22 protein-coding genes are annotated in these 19753 nt (G+C 72.7%); 4 read left to right on the top strand and 18 right to left on the bottom strand.

Annotated elements, in window-relative coordinates; genetic code table 11:
* Positions 1 to 480: 480 nt before the first annotated feature.
* On the bottom strand, positions 481 to 1773 hold the full coding sequence (gene tyrS / locus M8C17_RS31505; RefSeq protein WP_252420408.1) for a tyrosine--tRNA ligase: 1293 nt from the start codon (positions 1771 to 1773) through the stop codon (positions 481 to 483).
* Between the two features lie 105 nt (positions 1774 to 1878).
* Between tyrS and M8C17_RS31500 the strand changes: the two genes are divergently transcribed.
* Positions 1879 to 2262, top strand: a complete 384-nt coding sequence (locus M8C17_RS31500; RefSeq protein WP_252420412.1) for a PaaI family thioesterase — start codon at positions 1879 to 1881, stop codon at positions 2260 to 2262.
* A gap of 21 nt (positions 2263 to 2283) precedes the next feature.
* Here the strand turns inward: M8C17_RS31500 and M8C17_RS31495 are convergent, their stop codons facing one another.
* The 4 genes from M8C17_RS31495 to M8C17_RS31480 all read right to left on the bottom strand — a co-directional run bounded on the left by M8C17_RS31495 (position 2284) and on the right by M8C17_RS31480 (position 5181).
* A complete protein-coding gene (locus M8C17_RS31495; RefSeq protein ID WP_252420406.1) occupies positions 2284 to 3609 on the bottom strand; it encodes a hemolysin family protein in 1326 nt (441 codons plus the stop codon).
* A gap of 125 nt (positions 3610 to 3734) precedes the next feature.
* Positions 3735 to 4376, bottom strand: coding sequence for a YgjV family protein (locus M8C17_RS31490; RefSeq protein WP_252420404.1), 642 nt, complete (start codon positions 4374 to 4376; stop codon positions 3735 to 3737).
* A gap of 9 nt (positions 4377 to 4385) precedes the next feature.
* Complete coding sequence (locus tag M8C17_RS31485) at positions 4386 to 4886, bottom strand: GNAT family N-acetyltransferase (RefSeq protein ID WP_252420402.1); 501 nt, start codon at positions 4884 to 4886, stop codon at positions 4386 to 4388.
* Between the two features lie 103 nt (positions 4887 to 4989).
* A complete protein-coding gene (locus M8C17_RS31480) occupies positions 4990 to 5181 on the bottom strand; it encodes a hypothetical protein (RefSeq protein WP_252420400.1) in 192 nt (63 codons plus the stop codon).
* Between the two features lie 76 nt (positions 5182 to 5257).
* On the opposite strand from M8C17_RS31480, the gene M8C17_RS31475 reads away from it, so the two are divergent.
* The gene (locus M8C17_RS31475) at positions 5258 to 6139 is read left to right on the top strand and encodes a universal stress protein (RefSeq protein ID WP_252420398.1); all 882 of its coding nucleotides are present in this window, start codon (positions 5258 to 5260) and stop codon (positions 6137 to 6139) included.
* On the opposite strand, the gene M8C17_RS31470 is transcribed toward M8C17_RS31475, so the two are convergent.
* The 5 genes from M8C17_RS31470 to M8C17_RS31450 all read right to left on the bottom strand — a co-directional run bounded on the left by M8C17_RS31470 (position 6069) and on the right by M8C17_RS31450 (position 10128).
* Positions 6069 to 6761 (bottom strand): FMN reductase, encoded by a 693-nt coding sequence (locus M8C17_RS31470; RefSeq protein ID WP_252420396.1) that lies wholly within the window; start codon positions 6759 to 6761, stop codon positions 6069 to 6071. The two genes, M8C17_RS31475 and M8C17_RS31470, sit on opposite strands and share 71 nt — an antisense overlap.
* Entirely contained in the window at positions 6758 to 7897 is a 1140-nt protein-coding gene (locus M8C17_RS31465; RefSeq protein WP_252420394.1) for an LLM class flavin-dependent oxidoreductase, read from the bottom strand. The genes M8C17_RS31470 and M8C17_RS31465 overlap by 4 nt, the downstream gene beginning before the upstream one ends.
* Positions 7898 to 8038: 141 nt before the next feature.
* Positions 8039 to 8314 carry a ubiquitin-like small modifier protein 1 gene (locus tag M8C17_RS31460; protein ID WP_252420392.1) on the bottom strand — a complete coding sequence of 92 codons (276 nt, stop codon included), beginning with the start codon at positions 8312 to 8314 and terminating at the stop codon, positions 8039 to 8041.
* Between the two features lies 1 nt (position 8315).
* Entirely contained in the window at positions 8316 to 9401 is a 1086-nt protein-coding gene (locus tag M8C17_RS31455; RefSeq protein WP_252420390.1) for an exo-alpha-sialidase, read from the bottom strand.
* An 85-nt stretch (positions 9402 to 9486) separates the two neighbouring features.
* Entirely contained in the window at positions 9487 to 10128 is a 642-nt protein-coding gene (locus M8C17_RS31450) for a DNA-3-methyladenine glycosylase (protein WP_252420388.1), read from the bottom strand.
* A 91-nt stretch (positions 10129 to 10219) separates the two neighbouring features.
* Between M8C17_RS31450 and M8C17_RS31445 the strand changes: the two genes are divergently transcribed.
* Together M8C17_RS31445 and M8C17_RS31440 are read left to right on the top strand one after the other, a co-directional pair.
* Positions 10220 to 10645: a DNA-binding protein gene (locus tag M8C17_RS31445; RefSeq protein WP_252420386.1), complete on the top strand. Its 426-nt coding sequence runs from the start codon at positions 10220 to 10222 to the stop codon at positions 10643 to 10645.
* A 97-nt stretch (positions 10646 to 10742) separates the two neighbouring features.
* On the top strand, positions 10743 to 11096 hold the full coding sequence (locus M8C17_RS31440) for an MmcQ/YjbR family DNA-binding protein (protein WP_252420384.1): 354 nt from the start codon (positions 10743 to 10745) through the stop codon (positions 11094 to 11096).
* A 46-nt stretch (positions 11097 to 11142) separates the two neighbouring features.
* On the opposite strand, the gene argH is transcribed toward M8C17_RS31440, so the two are convergent.
* Genes argH through argC form a run of 8 tightly spaced genes read right to left on the bottom strand, consistent with a single transcriptional unit; the run spans position 11143 to position 19660 of the window.
* Positions 11143 to 12606, bottom strand: a complete 1464-nt coding sequence (gene argH / locus M8C17_RS31435) for an argininosuccinate lyase (protein WP_252420410.1) — start codon at positions 12604 to 12606, stop codon at positions 11143 to 11145.
* Positions 12607 to 12614: 8 nt separating this feature from the next.
* On the bottom strand, positions 12615 to 13826 hold the full coding sequence (locus M8C17_RS31430; protein WP_252420382.1) for an argininosuccinate synthase: 1212 nt from the start codon (positions 13824 to 13826) through the stop codon (positions 12615 to 12617).
* Positions 13823 to 14338 carry an arginine repressor gene (locus M8C17_RS31425; RefSeq protein ID WP_252420380.1) on the bottom strand — a complete coding sequence of 172 codons (516 nt, stop codon included), beginning with the start codon at positions 14336 to 14338 and terminating at the stop codon, positions 13823 to 13825. Before M8C17_RS31425 ends, M8C17_RS31430 begins: the two co-directional genes overlap by 4 nt.
* Positions 14335 to 15273 (bottom strand): ornithine carbamoyltransferase, encoded by a 939-nt coding sequence (argF, locus tag M8C17_RS31420; protein ID WP_252420378.1) that lies wholly within the window; start codon positions 15271 to 15273, stop codon positions 14335 to 14337. Before argF ends, M8C17_RS31425 begins: the two co-directional genes overlap by 4 nt.
* Positions 15270 to 16496 (bottom strand): acetylornithine transaminase, encoded by a 1227-nt coding sequence (locus tag M8C17_RS31415; RefSeq protein ID WP_252420375.1) that lies wholly within the window; start codon positions 16494 to 16496, stop codon positions 15270 to 15272. The genes argF and M8C17_RS31415 overlap by 4 nt, the downstream gene beginning before the upstream one ends.
* On the bottom strand, positions 16493 to 17434 hold the full coding sequence (gene argB / locus M8C17_RS31410; protein WP_252420373.1) for an acetylglutamate kinase: 942 nt from the start codon (positions 17432 to 17434) through the stop codon (positions 16493 to 16495). The genes M8C17_RS31415 and argB overlap by 4 nt, the downstream gene beginning before the upstream one ends.
* Entirely contained in the window at positions 17431 to 18603 is a 1173-nt protein-coding gene (gene argJ / locus M8C17_RS31405; protein ID WP_252420371.1) for a bifunctional glutamate N-acetyltransferase/amino-acid acetyltransferase ArgJ, read from the bottom strand. Before argJ ends, argB begins: the two co-directional genes overlap by 4 nt.
* A gap of 55 nt (positions 18604 to 18658) precedes the next feature.
* Positions 18659 to 19660: an N-acetyl-gamma-glutamyl-phosphate reductase gene (gene argC, locus M8C17_RS31400; protein WP_252420369.1), complete on the bottom strand. Its 1002-nt coding sequence runs from the start codon at positions 19658 to 19660 to the stop codon at positions 18659 to 18661.
* Between the last annotated feature and the right edge of the window lie 93 nt (positions 19661 to 19753).

Below are 19753 nucleotides of genomic sequence, written 5' to 3'. Positions count from 1 at the left end.
CCCCACACCGTGAGGCCCAACTCGGGGCTTTCGTTCAAGTCCCCAGCGCTCATATCGCGCTAGGCACTTTTACTACGTTACCCGCCGGTTTCCGCTGTGTCAAACCGCTGTTTGGCGGTTCGTCATGCTTCACCCCGTGTTGCGGGCGCCATGTCTCGACCGGCTTGCGCCGCTCTCGTCACGGGTTTGGCAGGCCGGCCGTTGCGGTCTCCCGCGAACTCGCCCGTTTCCCTGCCGGTCGTCAACCTTACCCGGTCGGCTTCGCCTCGCCAAATCCGCCTCGCGGCGATTCTGGGGGCACCTCCCGGTACCAAGTCCAGAAGGTGTAACCCCTCCGACCTGGCGGTCATTCCCGCGCTCCGGCCTCTCAGGCTTTCGCCTGTTTCGTCCGTTCCGCGCTGGCAGAGAGAAAGTTACGCGTCCGGCGGAGTGATCGTCAAATCCACCGGACGCGTCCCCCGTCACATCGTCGACCGATGGCTATTCCACCAGCTCAACGCCCGCGAACGAGCGCTTGCCGCGACGCAGCACCAGGTAGCGCCCGTGCAGCAGCTCGGCCGGTGACACGGTGGCGTCCACCTCGGTCACCCGGTTGTTGTTCACGTAGGCGCCGCCCTCGGCGATCACCCGACGGGCCTCCTTGAGGCTGGGCACCAGCCCGGCGTCCCGCAGCAGGCCCGCGACGTCCGGCAGGTCGGCGGCCAGCCGCACCAGGCCGGCCTCCGTCAACGCCGCGCGCAGCGTCTCCGGGGCCAGGTCGTCCAGCGAGCCCCGGCCGAACAGCGCCTGACTGGCGGCGATCGCCTGCCGGGCCTCCTCGGGGCCGTGCACCAGGCTCGTCACCTCCTCGGCGAGCGCCCGCTGCGCCAGCCGGGCCGCCGGCCGTTCGGCCGTCGCCTTCGCCAGCTCCTCCAGCTCCTCGCGCGAGCGGAAGCTGAAGTACCGCAGGTAGCGGTCGACCTCCCGGTCCTCCACGTTGAGCCAGAACTGGTAGAACGCGTACGGGCTGGTCAGCGAGGGGTCGAGCCAGACGGTGCCGCCCTCGGTCTTGCCGAACTTGGTGCCGTCGGACTTGGTGACCAGCGGCGTGGTGAACGCCTGCACCGGCCCGGCGCCACGCCGCCTTACGTAGTCGACACCCGCGGTGATGTTGCCCCACTGGTCGGAGCCGCCGAACTGGAGCTGGCAGCCGTCGCGGCGGTGCAACTCGAAGAAGTCGTTGGCCTGCAACAGCTGGTAGCTGAACTCGGTGAAGCTGATGCCCGTCTCGAGCCGGGCCCGCACCACCTCCCGGGCGAGCATCTTGTTCACCGGGAAGTGCTTGCCCACATCGCGGAGGAACTCGACCACCGACATCTCGCCGGTCCAGTCCAGGTTGTTCACCAGTCGCGCCGCGTTCTCCCCCGTGTAGGACACGAAGGGGGACAGTTGTTCGCGGATCCGCTCGACCCAGCCGGCGATCACCTCGGGCGGGTTCAGCGTCCGCTCGGCGCTCGCCTTCGGGTCACCGATCTGCCCGGTCGCGCCACCGACCAGCAGCAACGGTCGGTGCCCGGCGAGTTGCAGCCGGCGGGCCATGGTGACCTGCATGAGGGACCCGACGTGCAGGCTCGGCGCGGTGGGGTCGAAGCCCACGTAGAAGGTGGCTCGGTCCCCTCCGTCGAGCAGCTCGCGCAGCTCGTCGAGGCCGGTCGAGTCCTGGATCAGGCCACGCCAGAGCAGGTCGTCGGTCAGGGAGTCCCGCCCGGACGGCGGGAGGCTACTGTCGGTCACGGTCACCGATTCTCCCCCATCACCGGCACCGACCCGTACCGGGTTTGGCGCAAGCCGCCCCGGTTACGCTTGCGCCCTGTTGATCGAGGAGGCTTGGCCGTGGAGATGCCGGACGTGACGGGTGGCTTCGTCGCCCTGCTCGGGCTGACGTTCAAGGAGGCGACCGCCGACCGGGTGGTCATCACCTGGCGCGTCCGACCCGAGTTGCACCAGCCGTTCGGCATCCAGCACGGCGGGGTGTACTGCTCGGTGGTCGAGACCGCGGCCAGCGTGGGCGGCTCGCTTTGGCTCGCCGACCGGGGAACGGTCGTCGGCGTGTCGAACCAGACCGACTTCCTGCGGGCCGTCCGAGAGGGCGAGTTGACCGCGGTCGGCACGCCGGTGCACCGGGGCCGCAGCCAGCAGCTCTGGCAGGTGGAGATCACCGACGCCGACCAGCGGCTGGTCGCCCGCGGCCAGGTCCGGCTGCAGAACCTCTCCCCCGCCTGACCGGGCCGCACCCCGGCGGGGTCAGCTGCGCGCCTCGTCCAGCACCGGCTCGGCGTCCTGGTCGGGCTCGGCCTCCTCGGGGACACGACTCAGCCGTACCTCGGTGATCGCCCGGTGGTCGATGCCGGCCACCATCAGCACCCAGCCGTCCAGGGTGACATCCTCCCCGGCGACGGTGGGGATGTGCCCGAGGCGGGCCAGCACCAGCCCGGCGACGGTCGTGTAGTCACCGTCGGGCCGCGACGGCAGCTCGACGCCGATGTCCGGCAGGTCGTGCACCGGGAACGTGCCGGGCAGCACCAGCGCGCCGTCCGGGTCGCGGCGCACCGAGTACCCGTCCCGGTCGGTCTCGTCGTAGATCTCCCCGACGATCTCCTCCAGGATGTCCTCCAGCGTGACGATGCCGTCGACGGCGCCCCGCTCGTCCACCACCAGCGCGATGTGTTGACGCTCGGCCTTGAACTGGCGCAGCGCGTCCACGACGGGCAGCGAGTCCGGCAGCAGCATCGGTGGACGCGCGATCTCGTCGACCGGCCGGTCGTCGGGCACCCCCACCAGGTCACGCAGGTGGATCACGCCGAGCGTGTCGTCCAGGCCGCCGTGGCGCACCACCGGTGCCCGGGAGTGCCCGGTGGCGGCCAGCACCAGGCGCGCGGCCTCCGCGGTGGTCCCGCTGTCGAGCGTGAAGACCCGCAACCGGGGTACGAGGACAGCCCGCAACCGCCGGTCGGCGATCTCCACGGCACCGGCGATGATGGTGCGCTGCTCCTTGGTGAAGCCGTGGTTGCCGGCGACGATGTCGCGGAGCTCGTCCGGGCCGATCTCGTCCGGCTGGTGCTTCGGATTGAGCCCGACCAGGCGGACGACCAGGTCACTGGTGGCGCCGAGCGCCCAGACCGCCGGGCGGGTGAACGTGGCGAGCAGGTCGAGCGGTCGGGCCACCAGCAGCGCCCAGCGCTCGGCGGCCTGCATGGCGATCCGCTTGGGGGCCAGCTCGCCGAAGACCAGGGTGACGAAGGTGAGCGCGAGGGTGACCACCACGATCGCCACCGTCTCGGCGGCGCCGCCGAACACCCCGAGCAGCGGCACCAGGGGCTTGGCCAGCGAGACCGCCGCGGCGGCGGAGGCCAGGAAACCGGCCAGGGTGATGCCGATCTGGATGGTGGCCAGGAAACGGTTCGGGTCCTTGGCGAGCCGGGCCAGGACCCGTCCGGCCCGGCTGGTGCGCTCCAACCGCTGGATCTGGCTGTCCCGCAACGACACCAACGCCATCTCACTGCCGGCGAAGAGCGCGTTGATGACGACCAGGATTCCGACCAGGGCCAGTTGGCTCCCGTAGCTCTGCACGCCTGGTTCGCTCCCTCGTCGTGGTGGCACCGGCCGCTCCGCGCGGTGCCCGCCTGTCGGCGGACCCGCCCGGCGTACGCGTGTCTGTGCCCCGTGCGGTGCCGGCCGAATCCTGCCCGGCGACGCTACGCCGATTCGGTCGCCGGTGACGCCGGCAGATCCAGGACGTACGAGTCGCCCTCCGGGCGGAACCCGAGCCGGTGGTAGTAGGGGGCGACCATCCCGGGCGGGCTCACCACCCGGTGGAAGCCCCGTTCGGTGAAGAGGCGGCTGCGCCGGTAGACGAACTCGCCGGGGGTGAAGTCGCGGAACTTCGGGGTCACGTAGTCCAGGTCGATCTGGGCGACCCCGCGCGCCTCGGCGTGCGACAGGACCACCCCCACCACCTCGTCGGCCGTGACCACGAGGAAGGCGGAGCGGTTGGCGACGTCCGGGTCCCAGTGGAAGTCGGGGTTGAACCGGGCGATGTCGGGGCCGTGCACCCGCAGCGTGTGCGCCAGGAACTGGTCGTCGACCCCGACCTCCACCACCTGGTAGGTCTGCTCGTCGTGACGGGTGGCGAGCATCCCCCGCAGGTACCAGACGTTGATCACCGCGAGCACGATGTTGAGCCCGACCATGGGCCACACCTCGAGCGCGGCGTTGTAGCCGATCAGCACGAGGCAGCCGACGAGGTTGAGCGCGCGCAGTCGCAGGATGCGTGACTGCAGCAGCGACCAGACCAGTACCGCGGAGCCGGCCCAGCCGACCAGATCCAACCAATTCACCCCGCGAGACTAGTGCCCGCCCAGGTCAGAGCCGTCGGCGGGCAGCTCCAGCAGCCACTCCTCGACATCGACGCCGCGGCCGTTGGCGTACCCCGAGTCCTCGCCGACCACCACGAAGCCGCACTTGCGGAGAACCGAGAGCGACGCGGCGTTGTCCTTGGCGGCGCGGGCGTGCACCGGCCGGGGCAGCTCACGCAGCAGGGCGGCCAGGGCCGCCGTGGCGTGGCCCCGGCCCCAGCGTGCCGGGTCGATCCAGTAGCTGACCTCGGTGAGGTCACCGACCGGGAAGGCGCTCACGTAACCGACCACCTCGCCGTCGACCTCGATGGTGCGGACCAGGTTCGCCGGGTTGGTGAGCACCCGGGCCCAGTGCCGCGCGAACTCACGGTGGTCGGACGGGTCGGCGGCGACGAACGCGGCCATCCGGTTGGCCTCCGGATCCTGCTGGTGCAGGAAGAACTCCACGAGATCGTCCTCGCGGACCGGGCGCAGCTGCACGTCGAAGGTCATTTGGTGAGGGTACGCAGCAGGTGTGTCAGTCCACCCGAAGCCGACTCGCTGAAGCGGGCGGTGGCCGCGTCGGCGCCGGGCGCGGTGCCGGCAGACGGTGGGGTCAGCGGCCGACGGCCGTGATCAGGCGCAGGTGGTGGAGCTGACCGGCGGTGCCCAGTTCCTCGATCTCGGCCAGCTCACCGGTGGTCTGCCGGCCGCCGAGGACCTCCCGCAGGAGCCGCAGCCGCACCGGGTGGGCCAGCGCGGACAGGGCGGTGGCGTATTTCCGCGCAAGATGACGCGGCGTCTTCACCGGGCGCGACACCGGCAAATACCGGCACCGCCCGCCAGGTGCACCGACAATGACCTGACCGACCCAGGGAGCGCCGATGAACCGACCTGTCGTGGTGGGCGTGGACGGATCCCCGTCCAGCCTCGTCGCCGCCGAGCACGCGGCCCGTGCCGCTCTGCTCCGACACCGACCGCTGCTCCTGGTCCACGCCTACCTGCACCCACTCGGGTACGGCGTGCCGCTCAACCCGTACGACCTCGGGGTGCCGGCGCCCACCGAGGAGGCCCAGCAGATGTTGGAGCGGACGGCGACTGACCTGGCCGACCGCTGGCCCGGCCTGCGTGTCGAGGTCCGTCAGGTCGCCGGCGGCCCGGGCGCCACCATGGTCGAGGAGTCCCGCCACGCCGACCTCGTCGTGGTCGGCAGCCGAGGGCACGGCGGGTTCGCCGGGCTACTGCTCGGCTCGGTCGGCGCGCAGGTGGCCGCGCACGCGCACTGCCCGGTGCTGGTGGTCCGCCCCGACGAGCAACCGATCCCGGTTGACGAGCCGGTGCTCGTCGGCGTGGACGGCTCCGAATCGTCCCGGCTCGCCGCCGGGTACGGCGCCGACGAGGCGGCGCTGCGCGACGTGCCACTGGTGCTGGTGCACGTCGGCCCACCCGACGGGGACCGGCCGGTGCCGGACGAGGTCGAGGAGTCGCAGGCCGCGTACCAGGCCGAGGCGGTGCGGCTGCTGGCCGAGGCGTCCGCCGCCGTCCGGGCCGACCATCCCGGTCTGGTGGTGCGGGAGCATCCGGTGCGGGCGGCCGGCGCGGCCCGGGGGCTCATCGAGGCGAGCGGAGGAGCGTCGCTGCTGGTCGTGGGCACCCGGGGCCGGCACGGGTTCGCCGGGCTGCTGCTCGGCTCGGTCAGCCAGGCGGCGATCCAGCACGCGCACTGCCCGGTCCTGGTCGCTCACCCGTACGACCGGGAGGGGTGACGTCGTCACCGCGGCCGAGCATCTGCAGGAAGTCGGTGGTGAGGGCGAACGGATCCGCGGGGCCGGTGGCCGGCAGCCGACGCTCGACCTGGTCGGCCAACTCCCCGGCGGCGCGCCTGATCCGGCCTCGCAGTGCGCCCTCGGCGGTGCCGCCGGACCAGTCCTCCGGGGCCGCGAACACCGTGGTGGGTACGACCACCGCCCGCAGGTAGGTGAACATCGGGCGGACGGCGTGCTCCAGGGCGAGCGAGTGCCGGGCGGTGCCACCGGTGGCGCCGAGCAGCACCGGCCGGTCGACCAGCGACTCGGCCTCCACCACGTCGAAGAAGGACTTGAACAGCCCGCTGTAGGACGCGTTGAAGATGGGCGTGACGGCGATGATGCCGTCGGCCCCGGTCACCGCGTCGAGGGCCTCGCGCAGGGCGGCCGGCGGGAACCCGGTGAGCAGGTTGTTCACCACGTCGTGGGCGTACTCGCGCACGTCGACCACGCGCAGCTCGACCTCGGCGCCGCGCCGGACCAGCTCGTCGCGGGTTGCCCCGGCGAGCTGGTCGGCGAGCAGCCGCGTGGACGAGGGCTGACTCAACCCCGCGGACACCACGGCCAGGGTGCGGCGTGTCATCGGGCCACCTCCGGCGCCTTGCCCGTCACGTCGTCGACGGCGTGGACGGTGCTGTCCTTGGCGCCGCCCGCCGCGGCGAGCAGCGAGGCGTGGGTGGGCGCCTCCGGCACGTGCGCCGGGCGCAGCGCCGCGAACTCCTTGCGCAGCACCGGCACGACCTCCTCGCCGAGCAGGTCGAGCTGCTCGAGCACCGTCTTCAGGGGCAGCCCGGCGTGGTCCATGAGGAACAGCTGCCGCTGGTAGTCACCGACGTACTCGCGGAAGCCCAACGTACGGTCGATGACCTGCTGCGGGCTGCCCACGGTCAGCGGGGTCTCCCGGCTGAACTCCTCCAGCGACGGCCCGTGCCCGTAGACCGGGGCGTTGTCGAAGTAGGGCCGGAACTCCCGGACCGCGTCCTGCGAGTTGCGCCGCATGAACACCTGCCCGCCGAGGCCGACGATGGCCTGGTCGGCGGAACCGTGGCCGTAGTGCGCGTACCGCTCCCGGTAGAGCCCGACCATCCGCTGGGTGTGCTCCTTGGGCCAGAAGATGTGGTTGGCGAAGAAGCCGTCACCGTAGTAGGCGGCCTGCTCGGCGATCTCCGGGCTGCGGATCGAGCCGTGCCAGACGAACGGGGGAACCCCGTCGAGCGGGCGCGGCGTCGAGGTGAACGACTGCAGCGGGGTGCGGTAGCGACCCTTCCAGTCGACCACGTCCTCGCGCCAGAGGCGGTGCAGCAGGTCGTAGTTCTCGATCGCGAGGGGGATGCCGGCGCGGATGTCCTTGCCGAACCACGGGTACACCGGCCCGGTGTTGCCGCGGCCCATCATCAGGTCCACCCGGCCGTCGGCGAGGTGCTGGAGCATCGCGAAGTCCTCGGCGATCTTCACCGGGTCGTTGGTGGTGATCAGCGTGGTCGCGGTGGACAGCAGCAGCCGCTCGGTACGTGCAGCGATGTGGCCGAGCATGGTGGTCGGCGACGAGGGCACGAACGGCGGGTTGTGGTGCTCGCCGGTGGCGAAGACGTCCAGGCCGACCTCTTCGGCCTTGAGGGCGATCGCGACCATCGCCTTGATCCGCTCATGCTCGGTCGGCTCCCGGCCGGTGGTCGGATCGACCGTGACGTCGCCGACGGTGAAGACTCCGAACTGCATGACCAGCTCCTCGCGTGTCAACCGGGTCCCGTCGTGGTACCCGGACGCAGCCCTCAACTTATTTGACGACGCAACTATTCCGTCGGCGGCAGGCACCGCAGTGGCGGCGGTCACTCCTCGCCTCCGCCCGCCCGGACCGGGTCAGCCTCCGGCGACCGAGGGCAGCACCCGCACCTCGGCACCGTCGCCGACCGGAGTGGACAGCCCGCCGGAGTGCCGGCAGTCCTCCCCGTCGACGTAGACGTTGACGTAGCGGCGCAGCTCGCCGCGCTCGTCGCGAATCCGCCGGGCGAGTCGCGGGTGAGCGGCGGCCACCTCGTCGAGGACCGCCCCCAGTGTCCCGGCGGCGGCGACGCTCAGCCGGCTGGCGCCGCCGGCCTCGCCGCGCAGCGGGCCGGGCAGCAGCACGGTGACCACCTCACACCACCGCGGCCCGGACGCAGAGCACGTCGGGCAGGTGTGCGGCCACCAGGGACCAGGTGTCGCCCTCGTCCCGGCTGGCGTAGACCTCGCCGGAGCGGGTGCCGAAGTAGACACCGCCCGGGGTCGCGTCGTCGGCGCACATCGCGTCGCGGAGCACCGCCGGGTAGAACGGCCCCTCGGGCAGCCCCACGGACAGCGGGGCCCACGTGCCGCCCGCGTCGGCGGAGCGGAACACCCGGCAGCGGTGGTCGGTCGGGAACCGCTGGCTGTCGGCCTCCAGCGGGAAGGTCCACACCATGCCGGCCCGCGCCGGGTGGGACACCATCGTGAAGCCGAAGTCGCTGGGCAGCCCGTCGGCGATCGAGGACCAGGTGCGGCCGTCGTCGTCGGAGCGGTAGACGCCGTGGTGGTTCTGCGCGTACAGCCGGTCGGGGTTGACCCCGTCCCGGGCGACCTTGTGCACGCACTGGCCGAACTCCGGCCATTCGTCGGGCAGGAAGTAGGCGCGGATGCCCGTGTTGGCCGGCGCCCAGCTCACCCCGGCGTCCTCCGAGCGGTAGACCCCACCGGTGGACATGGCGACCAGCAGCCGAGCCGGGTCGCGTGGGTGGGGCAACACCGTGTGCACGGCCTGACCACCGAAGCCGGCATCCCACTCCGGGCGGTGCGGATGGTCCCAGAGCGACCGGACCAGCTCGAAGCTGCGGCCGCCGTCGGTGGACCGGAACAGCGCCGACGGCTGGGTGCCGGCCCAGACGACGTCCGGCTCGTCGTGGCCGGCCGGCATCAGCTGCCAGACACGCTCCAGTGTCGTGTCGGTGTCGGCCGGAAAGGCGACCGGTGCGTGGTCGGGCTCGTCCCAGGAGGCACCGAGATCGTCGCTGGTGGCGACGCTGGGCCCGAAGTGTGAGCTGGTCACCCCGGCGAGCAGCCGCGGGGTGGGCCGACGCGTGTCGACCGCGACCGCGTAGACGCCGGTCATCGGGAAGTGCGGGCCGCTGACCTCCCAGCTGCGCCGGCCGTCGGCGCTGCTGGCGAGAAACAACCCCTTGGCCGTGCCGATCGCGAGCAGCGTTGCCATGACGTCCTCCGAAGCCGTCGGCGAGCAGGTGGGGTGATTAGGCCACACCCCTGCGACAGATTCGCCAGGGCTCGCCGGGCCGCCCTCAGCGCCGGCTGCGAGGCACGTGTCGCCGGTACGCGCTGACCGTCGGGTCGCCGTCGAGCCAGAACCGCCACGGCAGGTCGTGCGCACCCGTCACGCCGACCCGCGGCCCGGCGACCACCGCCTCCGCCGGCACCTGGCGCACCGGCGGACGCAACCGGACCGGCCCGTCACCGAGCAGATGGACGCCGTATGCCGTCCGGTCGATGCCGAGCGTCGCGCAGAGCCGGGCCGGACCACGGGCCAGGTCCACGTCCCGACGAACGGCCGGTCGACGGGCCCGGGCCGCCTCCAGGCCGTCGACCACCTCCCCGGCGCGCAGCAGCACCGCGGCGGCCTCCCCCTCGACCCCGGTGACCACGTTCATGCACCAGTGCATCCCGTAGGTGAAGTAGACGTAGGCGTGCCCGGCCGGCCCGAACATCACCACGTTGCGTGGCGTGCGCCCCCGGTGCGCGTGCGAGGCCGGGTCACCGGCCGTCCCGGCGTACGCCTCGACCTCGGTGATCCGGACGGTGACGTCGCCGGCCTCCAGTCGGCAGCCCAGCAGCCCGCGCGCGGCCGGCAGCAGCGGACCGGCGAGCAGCTCCCCCAGCGACGCCAGCTCGGCGTCGGCGGCGCGGTCACCAGGGAGTACGTCCATGACCATGACGGTACCCAGCGCCCGGTCCGCGCACCCACTCAGTTTTCAACAATCTGTTGACAATCTGTCATTGATGGGCTGTGATCGGAGGATGACGACCGAGGACCCGTTCACCGCGCCGAACCCCGCCCGGGCCCGCGCACACCGCACTCACGAGGCGCTGCGGCGGATCAGCGAACGGCACGCCGGCACCGGCGCCCAGCGGGGCCGCTGGGCACACCCGTACGTGCTGGACCCGTGGGAGGCGGTGGCCCTGGTCACCGCGCTGGCCGCGGGCGGAGCCGAGCGCGAGCCCACCGAGGAGCCGGTCGACGGCGCCGACCTGACCGCCGCGCTGACCCTGCTGCCACATGTCCGCGCCGAGCTGGACGCCCTGGAGGCCGGGCTGCTGACACTGGCCCGCGACCGGGGCCTGACCTGGCAGGCCATCGCGTACGGGCTGGGCCTCGGCAGCGCACAGGCCGCCCGGCAGCGCTACGAACGGGTCGCCGCCCGCTCCGCCGAGCAGACCGGCTGACCCGCCACACCAACCCACGGTGGCCGCCCGGCCGACCGGCATGCCACGTGCCGGCCGGGCGCGCAGACTGTGCGCACGACGATTCCGGGAGGCACGCATGGACCGCGCGGAGATGCTGGCGTACTGCCTGGCCAAGCCGGGAGCGTGGCTGGACCGGCCATGGGAGGGCGACGAGGTGGTCAAGGTCGGCAGCCGGATCTTCGCCTTCCTCGGCAACGGCGAGGGAAACCCGACGGTCGGCGTGAAGTGCGGCCCGACCCGCGAGATCGCCGACGAGTGGCTGCACCGCCACCCCGACGACGCGCGGGTGATGGCCTACATCGGGCGGTCCGGCTGGAACACGCTGCGCCTGGACGGCGGGATCGGCGAGGAGGAGCTCGCCGAGGCGGTCGACGGGTCGTACGACATGGTGGTGGCGAAACTCCCCAAGCGGGAGCGCCCGACGGCCTGAACCGACCGCGGCGCCGGCGGCGAGCTGCGCCGGCGCCACGGCGAGATCAGCGGGGTACGACGCGCTCGGTCGCCCACTCCCGCCAGCCGGCCAGTTGGTCCGCCGCGGCGGCGAGCTGGTCGGCCACCGGGCCGGGGCCGGTGGAGCCGGGGGTGATCCGGGCCGCGAGGGCCGAACGGACCGAGAGCACGTCGCGCACCGACGGGTCGAGGTGTTCGCTGACCGCGGCCAGATCCGCGTCGGAGACCTCTTCCAGCTCGCACTCCCGGGCCGCGCAGAGCGCCACCAGCCGGCCGGTGATCTCGTGCGCGTCGCGGAACGGCACGCCCCTACGGACCAACCAGTCGGCCACCTCGGTGGCCAGCGAGAAACCGACCGGCGCGGCGGCCACCAACCGGTCGACGCGGACGGTCATCGTGGAGATCATCCCGGCGAGGGCCGGCAGCAGCAGCTCCAGGGTGTCGACCGCGTCGAAGGCCGGCTCCTTGTCCTCCTGCATGTCCCGGTCGTAGGTCATCGGCAGGCCCTTGAGCATGGTGAGGACCGTCATCAGACCACCGACCAGCCGGCCCGACTTGCCCCGCGCCAGCTCGGCGATGTCCGCGTTCTTCTTCTGCGGCATGATCGACGAGCCGGTGGCGAACGCGTCGTCCAGCTCCACCCAGCCGAACTCATGCGACGTCCAGAGCACGACCTCCTCGCCGAGCCGGGACAGGTGCACCCCGATCATGGCCGTGGTGAAGAGGAACTCGGCGACGAAGTCCCGGTCGGCGACGGCGTCCATCGAGTTGGCGAACGACGTGCGGAAGCCCAGCTCCTTGGCCACGGCCACCGGGTCCAGTGGCAGCCCGGAGCCGGCCAGCGCGCCCGCACCGAGCGGGCTGATCGCCGCCCGGTGGTCCCAGTCCCGCAGCCGCTCCAGGTCACGCAGCAACGGCTGCACGTGGGCGAGCAGCCAGTGCCCGAAGGTGACCGGCTGGGCGTGCTGCAGGTGGGTCATGCCGGGTGCCGCGGTGTCGACGTGCCGCTCGGCCTGCTCGACCAGCGCCTCGGCCAGCTCCACCACCCGGCTGGCCACGCCACGGGCGTGGTCACGCAGGTAGAGCCGCAGGTCCGTGGCGACCTGGTCGTTCCGGGACCGGCCGGCGCGCAGCTTGCCGCCGAGGCTGCCCAGCCGCTCCAGCAGCCCGCGCTCCAGCGCGGTGTGCACGTCCTCGTCGTCAACGGTGGGACGGAACGACCCGGAGGCGCAGGCGGCCTCCAGATCGTCCAGGGCGGCCAGGATCCGGCCCAGCTCCTCGGGGTTCAGCAGGCCGGCACCGGCCAGCACCCGGGCGTGCGCCCGGGAACCGGCGATGTCGTACGGCGCGAGGCGCCAGTCGAACTGCACGCTCACCGACAGCCGGGCCAGCGCCTCGGCGGGGCCGCCGGCGAACCGGCCACCCCACAGGCTCGTCCGGTTGGTGGCGGCGCTGTTCTCGGTGAGGCTCTTGTCGTCCACGCCGCCCATTGTGGGGGTCACTGGCCGGAGCCGCCCAGCCGGGCGTCCCGCGCGGCGGCCATCCGACTCGGCAGGCCCCACAGCTGCACGAAGCCCTTCGCCAGGGACTGGTCGAAGGTGTCGCCGGTGTCGTAGGTGGCCATCCCGAAGTCGTAGAGGCTCGCCTCGGAGCGCCGACCGGTGACGGTGGCCCGCCCACCGTGCAGGGTCATCCGCACCTCGCCGCTCACGTGCCGCTGCGCGTCGTCGATGAACGCGTCCAGCGAGTCCTTCAGCGGCGAGAACCACAGGCCGTCGTAGACCAGCTCACCCCAACGCTGGTCGACGCCCTTCTTGAACCGGGCCAGGTCCCGTTCCACGGTGACCGCCTCCAGCTCCTGGTGGGCGGTGATCAGCGCGATCGCGCCGGGCGCCTCGTACACCTCGCGGCTCTTGATGCCGACCAGCCGGTCCTCGACCATGTCGAGCCGGCCGACACCCTGCGCGCCGGCACGCCGGTTCAGCTCCAGGATCGCCTGGTACGGGGTGACCGTCTCACCGTCGATCGCCACCGGTACGCCGGCCTCGAAGGTGATCACGATTTCGTCGGCGTCGCGGTCCTGCGCCGGGTCGGCCGTGTACGAGTACAGATCCTCGATCGGGGCGTTCCAGATGTCCTCCAGGAATCCGGTCTCCACCGCGCGACCCCACAGGTTCTGGTCGATGGAGTACGGCGACTTCGCCGACACGTCGATCGGCAGCCCCTTCTCCTCCGCGAAGGCGATGGCCTTGTCCCGCGTCCACGCGAAGTCCCGCGCCGGCGCGATGATCTTCAGGTCGGGGGCGAGCGCGTTCAGGCCCACCTCGAACCGGACCTGGTCGTTGCCCTTGCCGGTGCAACCGTGCGACACGATCGTCCCGCCGTGCTTGCGCGCCGCGGCGACGAGGTGCTTGACGATCAGCGGCCGGGACAGCGCCGAGACCAGCGGATAACGGTCCATGTAGAGGGCGTTGGCCCGGATGGCCGGCAGGCAGTAGTCGGCGGCGAACTCGTCGCGCGCGTCGACCACCTCGGACTCGGCGGCGCCGCAGTCCAGTGCGCGCTGCCGGATGGCGTCGAGATCCTCGCCGCCCTGCCCGACGTCGACCGCCACCGCGATCACCTCGGCGCCGGTCTGCTCGGCCAGGTAAGGAATGGCGACGGAGGTGTCCAGCCCTCCGGAGTACGCCAGGACGACCCGCTCGGTCATGGTGTGGTGCTCCCTTCAACGTTGTCTTCCCCGCGGGCCCAACCGGCGAGCTTGTCGCCGAGTGCGGCCCCGCCGACGGCCTCACGGGCCACGACGAGGATGGTGTCGTCGCCGGCGATGGTGCCGACGACCTCGGGCAGGCCCGCTCGGTCCAACGCGCTGGCCAGGTATTGGGCTGCGCCCGGCGGGGTACGCAGCACGGCGATGTTGCCGCTGGAGTCGACCCCGTTGAGCAGCTCACGCAGCAACCGCACCAGCCGGGCGGGTGCCGCCTCGGCGTCGCGCAGCGGCCGGTGGCCGTCCTCGGGGATCAGGTAGACCGCCGGCCCGTCGCCGCCGCGCACCTTGACCGCGCCCAGCTCGTCCAGGTCCCGCGAGAGGGTGGCCTGGGTGACCGCGACGCCGTCGCTGGCCAGCAGGTCGGCCAGTTCGGTCTGCGAGCGGACCGCCTTGTCGCGGATCAGCTCGACGATCCGGGCGTGCCGGGCGGCGCGGGTCAGCGGGGCGGTCATCGGGAATCCCCGATCGGAGCGCCCAGCAGGAACGTCAGCAGCGCCTTCTGGGCGTGCAGCCGGTTCTCGGCCTGGTCGAAGACCGCGCTCTGCGGGCCGTCGAGCACCTCGTCGGTGATCTCCTCGCCGCGGTGTGCGGGCAGGCAGTGCAGCACGATCGCGTCCGGCGCGGCCTGGCCGAGCAACTCCTTGTTGACCTGGTAGGGAAGGAACGGGGTGATCCGGTCCAGCCCGTCGTCCTCCTGCCCCATCGAGGTCCAGGTGTCGGTGGCCAGCACGTCGGCGTCGCGTACCGCCTGGCCCGGGTCGGTCAGCACCCGCACCGACCCGCCGGTGCCGGCGGCGATCTCCGCCGCCTGGTCCACCACGGCCTGGTCCGGCGCGAAGCCGGTCGGCCCGGCGATCCGCACGTGCATCCCGGCCGTCACGCCGGCCAGCAGGTACGACTGCGCCATGTTGTTGCCGCCGTCGCCCACGTAGGTCAGGGTGCGGCCGGCCGTGCCGCCGCACCGCTCGCGGACGGTCAGCAGGTCGGCGAGCAATTGGCAGGGGTGGAAGCCGTCGGTGAGCGCGTTGATCACCGGCACGCTCGCGCCGGCCGCCACCTCGGCGATCCGGTCGTCGCCGTGGGTGCGCAGCACGATGGCCGCGACGTAGCGGGACAGCACCCGCCCGGCGTCGGCCAGCGTCTCGCCCCGGCCGAAGTGGGTGACCTGGGTGTCCACCACGAGGGGGTGGCCGCCCAGCTCGGCGATGCCGGCGTCGAACGAGATCCGGGTGCGCAGGCTCTGCTTGTCGAAGAGCACCGCCACCGAGCGTGGCCCGGCCAACGGCCGGTGGCCGAACCGGTCGGCCTTCATCCGCTCCGCCAGGTCGAGCACGGTGGACTGCTCGGTGGGCGAGAGGTCGTCGTCGCGCAGGAAGTGCCGGGTCATGGGGTCGTTCCCGTCGTGGTCGCGATGGTCGGCGTCGAGATCCGGCCGGCGGCGGCGGGAGCGGCCGCGTCCAGGGCCGCGGGCAGCGCGGCGAGGAAGGCGTCCGCCTGGGCGGTGGTGAGGATCAGCGGTGGGGCGAGCCGGACCACGCCCGGCTGCACCGCGTTGACCAGGAAACCGGCCTCGCGCAGCGCCTCGGACAACACCGGCGCGACGGGCGCGGTGAGCGCCAGACCGAGCAGCAGCCCGGCACCCCGCACCTCGGCGACCAGCGGGTGGTCCAGCCCCTCGATGCCGCGCCGCAGCCGCTCGCCGACCCGCTTGACGTGGTCGAGCAGCCCTTCGTTGGCAATGGTCGCCACCACGGCCAGCGCCGCGGCGCAGCTCACCGGGTTGCCACCGAACGTGGTGCCGTGCGAGCCCGGGGTGAGCAGGTCGGCGGCCGGACCGAAGGCCAGCGTGGCACCGAGCGGCAGACCGCCGCCCAGCCCCTTGGCCAGCGTCACCACGTCCGGCTCCACACCCTCGGCCTGGTGGGCGAACCAGTGCCCGGTACGACCGATGCCGGTCTGCACCTCGTCGAGCACCAGCAGCGCGCCGCGCCGGGCGGTGATCTTCCGCGCCGCGGCGAGGTAGCCGGCCGGCGGTACGACCACGCCGCCCTCGCCCTGGATCGGCTCCAGGATGACCATGGCGGTGGCGTCGGTGACCGCCGCGTCGAGGGCGGCGACGTCGCCGTAGTCCACGTGGGTCACGTCGCCGGGCAACGGGCGGAACGGGTCGGCCTTGGCCGGCTGGCCGGTCAGCGCGAGAGCGCCCATGGTGCGGCCGTGGAAGCCGCCCCGGGTGGCGACGACGTGGCTGCGGCCGGTCCGCCGGGAGAGCTTGAACGCCGCCTCGTTGGCCTCCGCGCCGGAGTTGGCGAAGAAGACCCGACCGGGCCGGCCGGCGAGCGCCAACAGCAGCTCGGCCAGCGCGACCGCCGGCTCGGCGACGTAGAGGTTGGAGACGTGCCCGAGGGTGGCGACCTGCTTGGAGACGGCGGCCACGATGGCCGGGTGGGCGTGGCCGAGGGCGTTCACCGCGATGCCGCCCACCAGGTCGAGGTACTCCCGGCCCGCGTCGTCGACCACGACCGCGCCGGCGCCGGAGACCAGGGCCAGCGGCGGGGTGCCGTAGTTGTCCATCATGGACTGTTCCCAGCGCTGCACCAGCGTGCTCATGACGCGACCGACCCTTCCGTGCTCGCGACTGCGGGGCTCGCAGGCTCACTTCTCGGGCTCACGACCATCGTTCCGAACCCTTCCGAGGTGAAGACCTCCAGCAACGTGGAGTGCGCCACCCGACCGTCGACGACGTGCGCGGCGGGCACTCCCCCGGCCACCGCCCGCAGGCACGCCTCCATCTTCGGCACCATCCCCGACTCCAGGCCGGGCAGCAGCTTCGCCAGGTCGTCGGTGCTGATCTCGGAGATCAAGCTGGTGGTGTCCGGCCAGTCGGCGTACAGGCCGGCCACGTCCGTGAGCACCACCAGTTTGCGGGCCCGCAACGCCACGGCCAGCGCGGCGGCGGCGGTGTCCGCGTTGAGGTTGTGCAGCACACCGTCGGCGTCCGGCGCCACCGTGGAGATCACCGGGATCCGACCGGCCGCGATCAGGTCGGTCACCGCCGACACGTCGACCGACTCGACGTCGCCGACCTGGCCGACGTCGACCGGCAGCCCGTCCACGTACGCCGGACGGCGCACCGCGGTGAACAGCCGGGCGTCCTCACCGGAGAGACCGACGGCGAACGGGCCGTGCGAGTTGATCAGACCGACCAGCTCCCGCCCCACCTGCCCGACCAGCACCATCCGGACCACGTCCATCGCCTCGGCGGTGGTCACCCGCAGGCCGCCCCGGAACTCGCTGGCGATGCCGAGCCGACCCAGCATGGCGGAGATCTGCGGGCCGCCGCCGTGCACCACCACGGGCTTGAGACCGGCGTAGCGCAGGAAGACCATGTCGGCCGCGAACGCCCGCTGCAGTTCAGGGTCGGTCATGGCGTTGCCGCCGTACTTGACCACCACCGTCGAGCCGGAGAACCGCGCCAGCCAGGGCAGCGCCTCGATCAGGGTCTCCGCCTTGCCCTGGGCGCGGGTGAGATCGGTGCTGAGGCTCATGTGGAGTACGCCGAGTTCTCGTGCACGTACGCGTGGGACAGGTCGTTGGTCCAGATCGTCGCGGCCGCCGTGCCGGCGTGCAGATCGATCCGGATGGTCGCGTCCCGGCCGGTCAGGTCGACCTTCGAGCGGTCCTCGGCGGCGGCGCCGGCCCTGCACACCCACACCCCGTTGACGGCCACGTCCACCTCGTCCGGCTCGAACGCCGCCGCCGTGGTGCCGACGGCGGCGAGGATCCGGCCCCAGTTGGGGTCGTTGCCGAACAGTGCCGTCTTGACCAGGTTGTTGCGGGCCACCGACCGGCCCACCTCGACCGCGTCGTCCTCGTCGGCCGCGCCGACCACGTCGATGGCGATCTGCTTGGTGGCACCCTCGGCGTCGGCGAGCAACTGCTGGGCGAGATCGTGACAGGCCGCGGTGACCGCGGCGGTCAACTCGGCCGGAGTCGGCTCGATGCCGCTCGCGCCGCTGGCCAGCAGCAGCACCGTGTCGTTGGTGGACATGCAACCGTCGGAGTCGACCCGGTCGAAGCTGACCCGGGTGGCCGCGCGCAGCGCCTCGTCCAGGGTCTCCGGCCCGGCCACCGCGTCGGTGGTCAGCACGCAGAGCATCGTGGCCATCCCCGGCGCGAGCATCCCCGCGCCCTTGGCCATGCCGCCGACCGTCCAGCCGCTGCCCCGGGCCACCGTGGTCTTCGGCCGGGTGTCCGTGGTCATGATGGCCTCGGCGGCGGCCGTGCCGCCGTCGCGGGACAGCACCCGGATCGCCGAGCGGACGCCGGGCAGCAGCTTGGGCATCGGCAGCCGCTCACCGATCAGCCCGGTGGAGCAGACCGCGACCTCGCCGGCGCCGAGGATCAGCCGTGGGCTGACGGAGGTCAGGGCGGCGGCCGTGTGCTCGGCGGTGGCGTGGGTGTCCTGGAAGCCGGCCGGACCGGTGCACGCGTTGGCGCCACCGGAGTTCAGCACCACCGCGCGGACCACACCGCCGCGTACGACCTGCTGGGTCCAGCGCACCGGCGCGGCCTTGACCCGGTTGGTGGTGAAGACCCCGGCGACCCCGGCGTCCGGGCCGTCGTTGACCACCAGCGCGACGTCGGCGTCGCCGCTGGCCTTCAGGCCGGCGGCCACGCCGGAGGCCCGGAACCCCCGTGGGGTGGTGACGCTCACGGTGCCTGCCTTTCGTTCGCGACTGCGGGGCTCCGCTGCGCTGCACTCCTCGCGCTCACGGTGCGACCCCCCACACGGAAAGCCCTGTCGTCTCCGGCAGGCCGAGCATCAGGTTGGCGTTCTGGACGGCCTGGCCGGCGGCGCCCTTGCCCAGGTTGTCCAGTGCGCTGAGCACGATCAGGCGGCCGGAGTCGACGTCGACGGTGGCCTGCAGGTGGCAGGAGTTCGAGCCCAGCGTGGCGGCGGTGTGCGGCCACCGGCCCTCCGGCAGCACGTGCACGAACGGCGCGTCCGCGTACGCCCGCGCCAGCACCTCCTGCGGGTCGACGCCGCGTGCCGGCGCCGCGGTGACCGTTGCCAGGATGCCGCGCGGCATCGGCGCCAGGATCGGGGTGAGCGACAGGCCGGTCGCGCCGGTGGCCTGCTTGATCTCCGGTACGTGCTGGTGGGTGCCCACCCGGTACGGCGACAGGTCCCCCATCACGTCGCTGCCCAGCAGGTGCGGCTTGGCCGCCCGCCCCGCGCCGGAGGTGCCGGAGGCGGCGACCACCACCACGTCGGCGGGGCTGGCCGCACCGGCGGCGATCAGCGGCGCGAGCGCCAGGGTGATCGCGGCGGCGTAGCAGCCGGTGTTCGCCACCCGGGTGGCGCCGGCGATCAGCTCCCGCTGGCCGGGCAGCTCGGGCAGGCCGTAGGTCCACTGGCCGGCGTGCGTGCCGCCGTAGTAGTGCGCCCAGGCGTACGGGTCGGCGAGCCGGTGGTCGGCGCCGAGGTCCACGATCCGGACCTCGGGCGGCAGTTGGGAGGCGAGGGCCGCCGACTCGCCGTGCGGCAGGGCGAGGAAGACCAGGTCCGCGTCTGCCAGGGTCGCCGGGTCGGTCTCGGCGAGCACCAGGTCCAGGCCGGTGAGCTGCGGGTGCACGACGTCGAGGCGGTGCCCGGCCTGGCTGTGCGCGGTGGCAGCGACCAGGTCGAACTCCGGGTGCCCGGCGACCAGGCGCAGCAGCTCGCCCCCGGCGTAGCCGCTCGCTCCGGCGACCGCGACTCGGATTCCCATACTCACCTCCGCATGACTATGCAGCGAAGGTTAGCAGCGTTGATCAGCCATTGCAACTTCATGCAGTCGGCTGCATGGAGATGAGGCAGTGGT

It is taken from the genome of Micromonospora sp. RHAY321, from assembly GCF_023896955.1.
Lineage (GTDB): Bacteria > Actinomycetota > Actinomycetes > Mycobacteriales > Micromonosporaceae > Micromonospora.
This window is presented reverse-complemented; position numbering and strand designations above follow the sequence as displayed.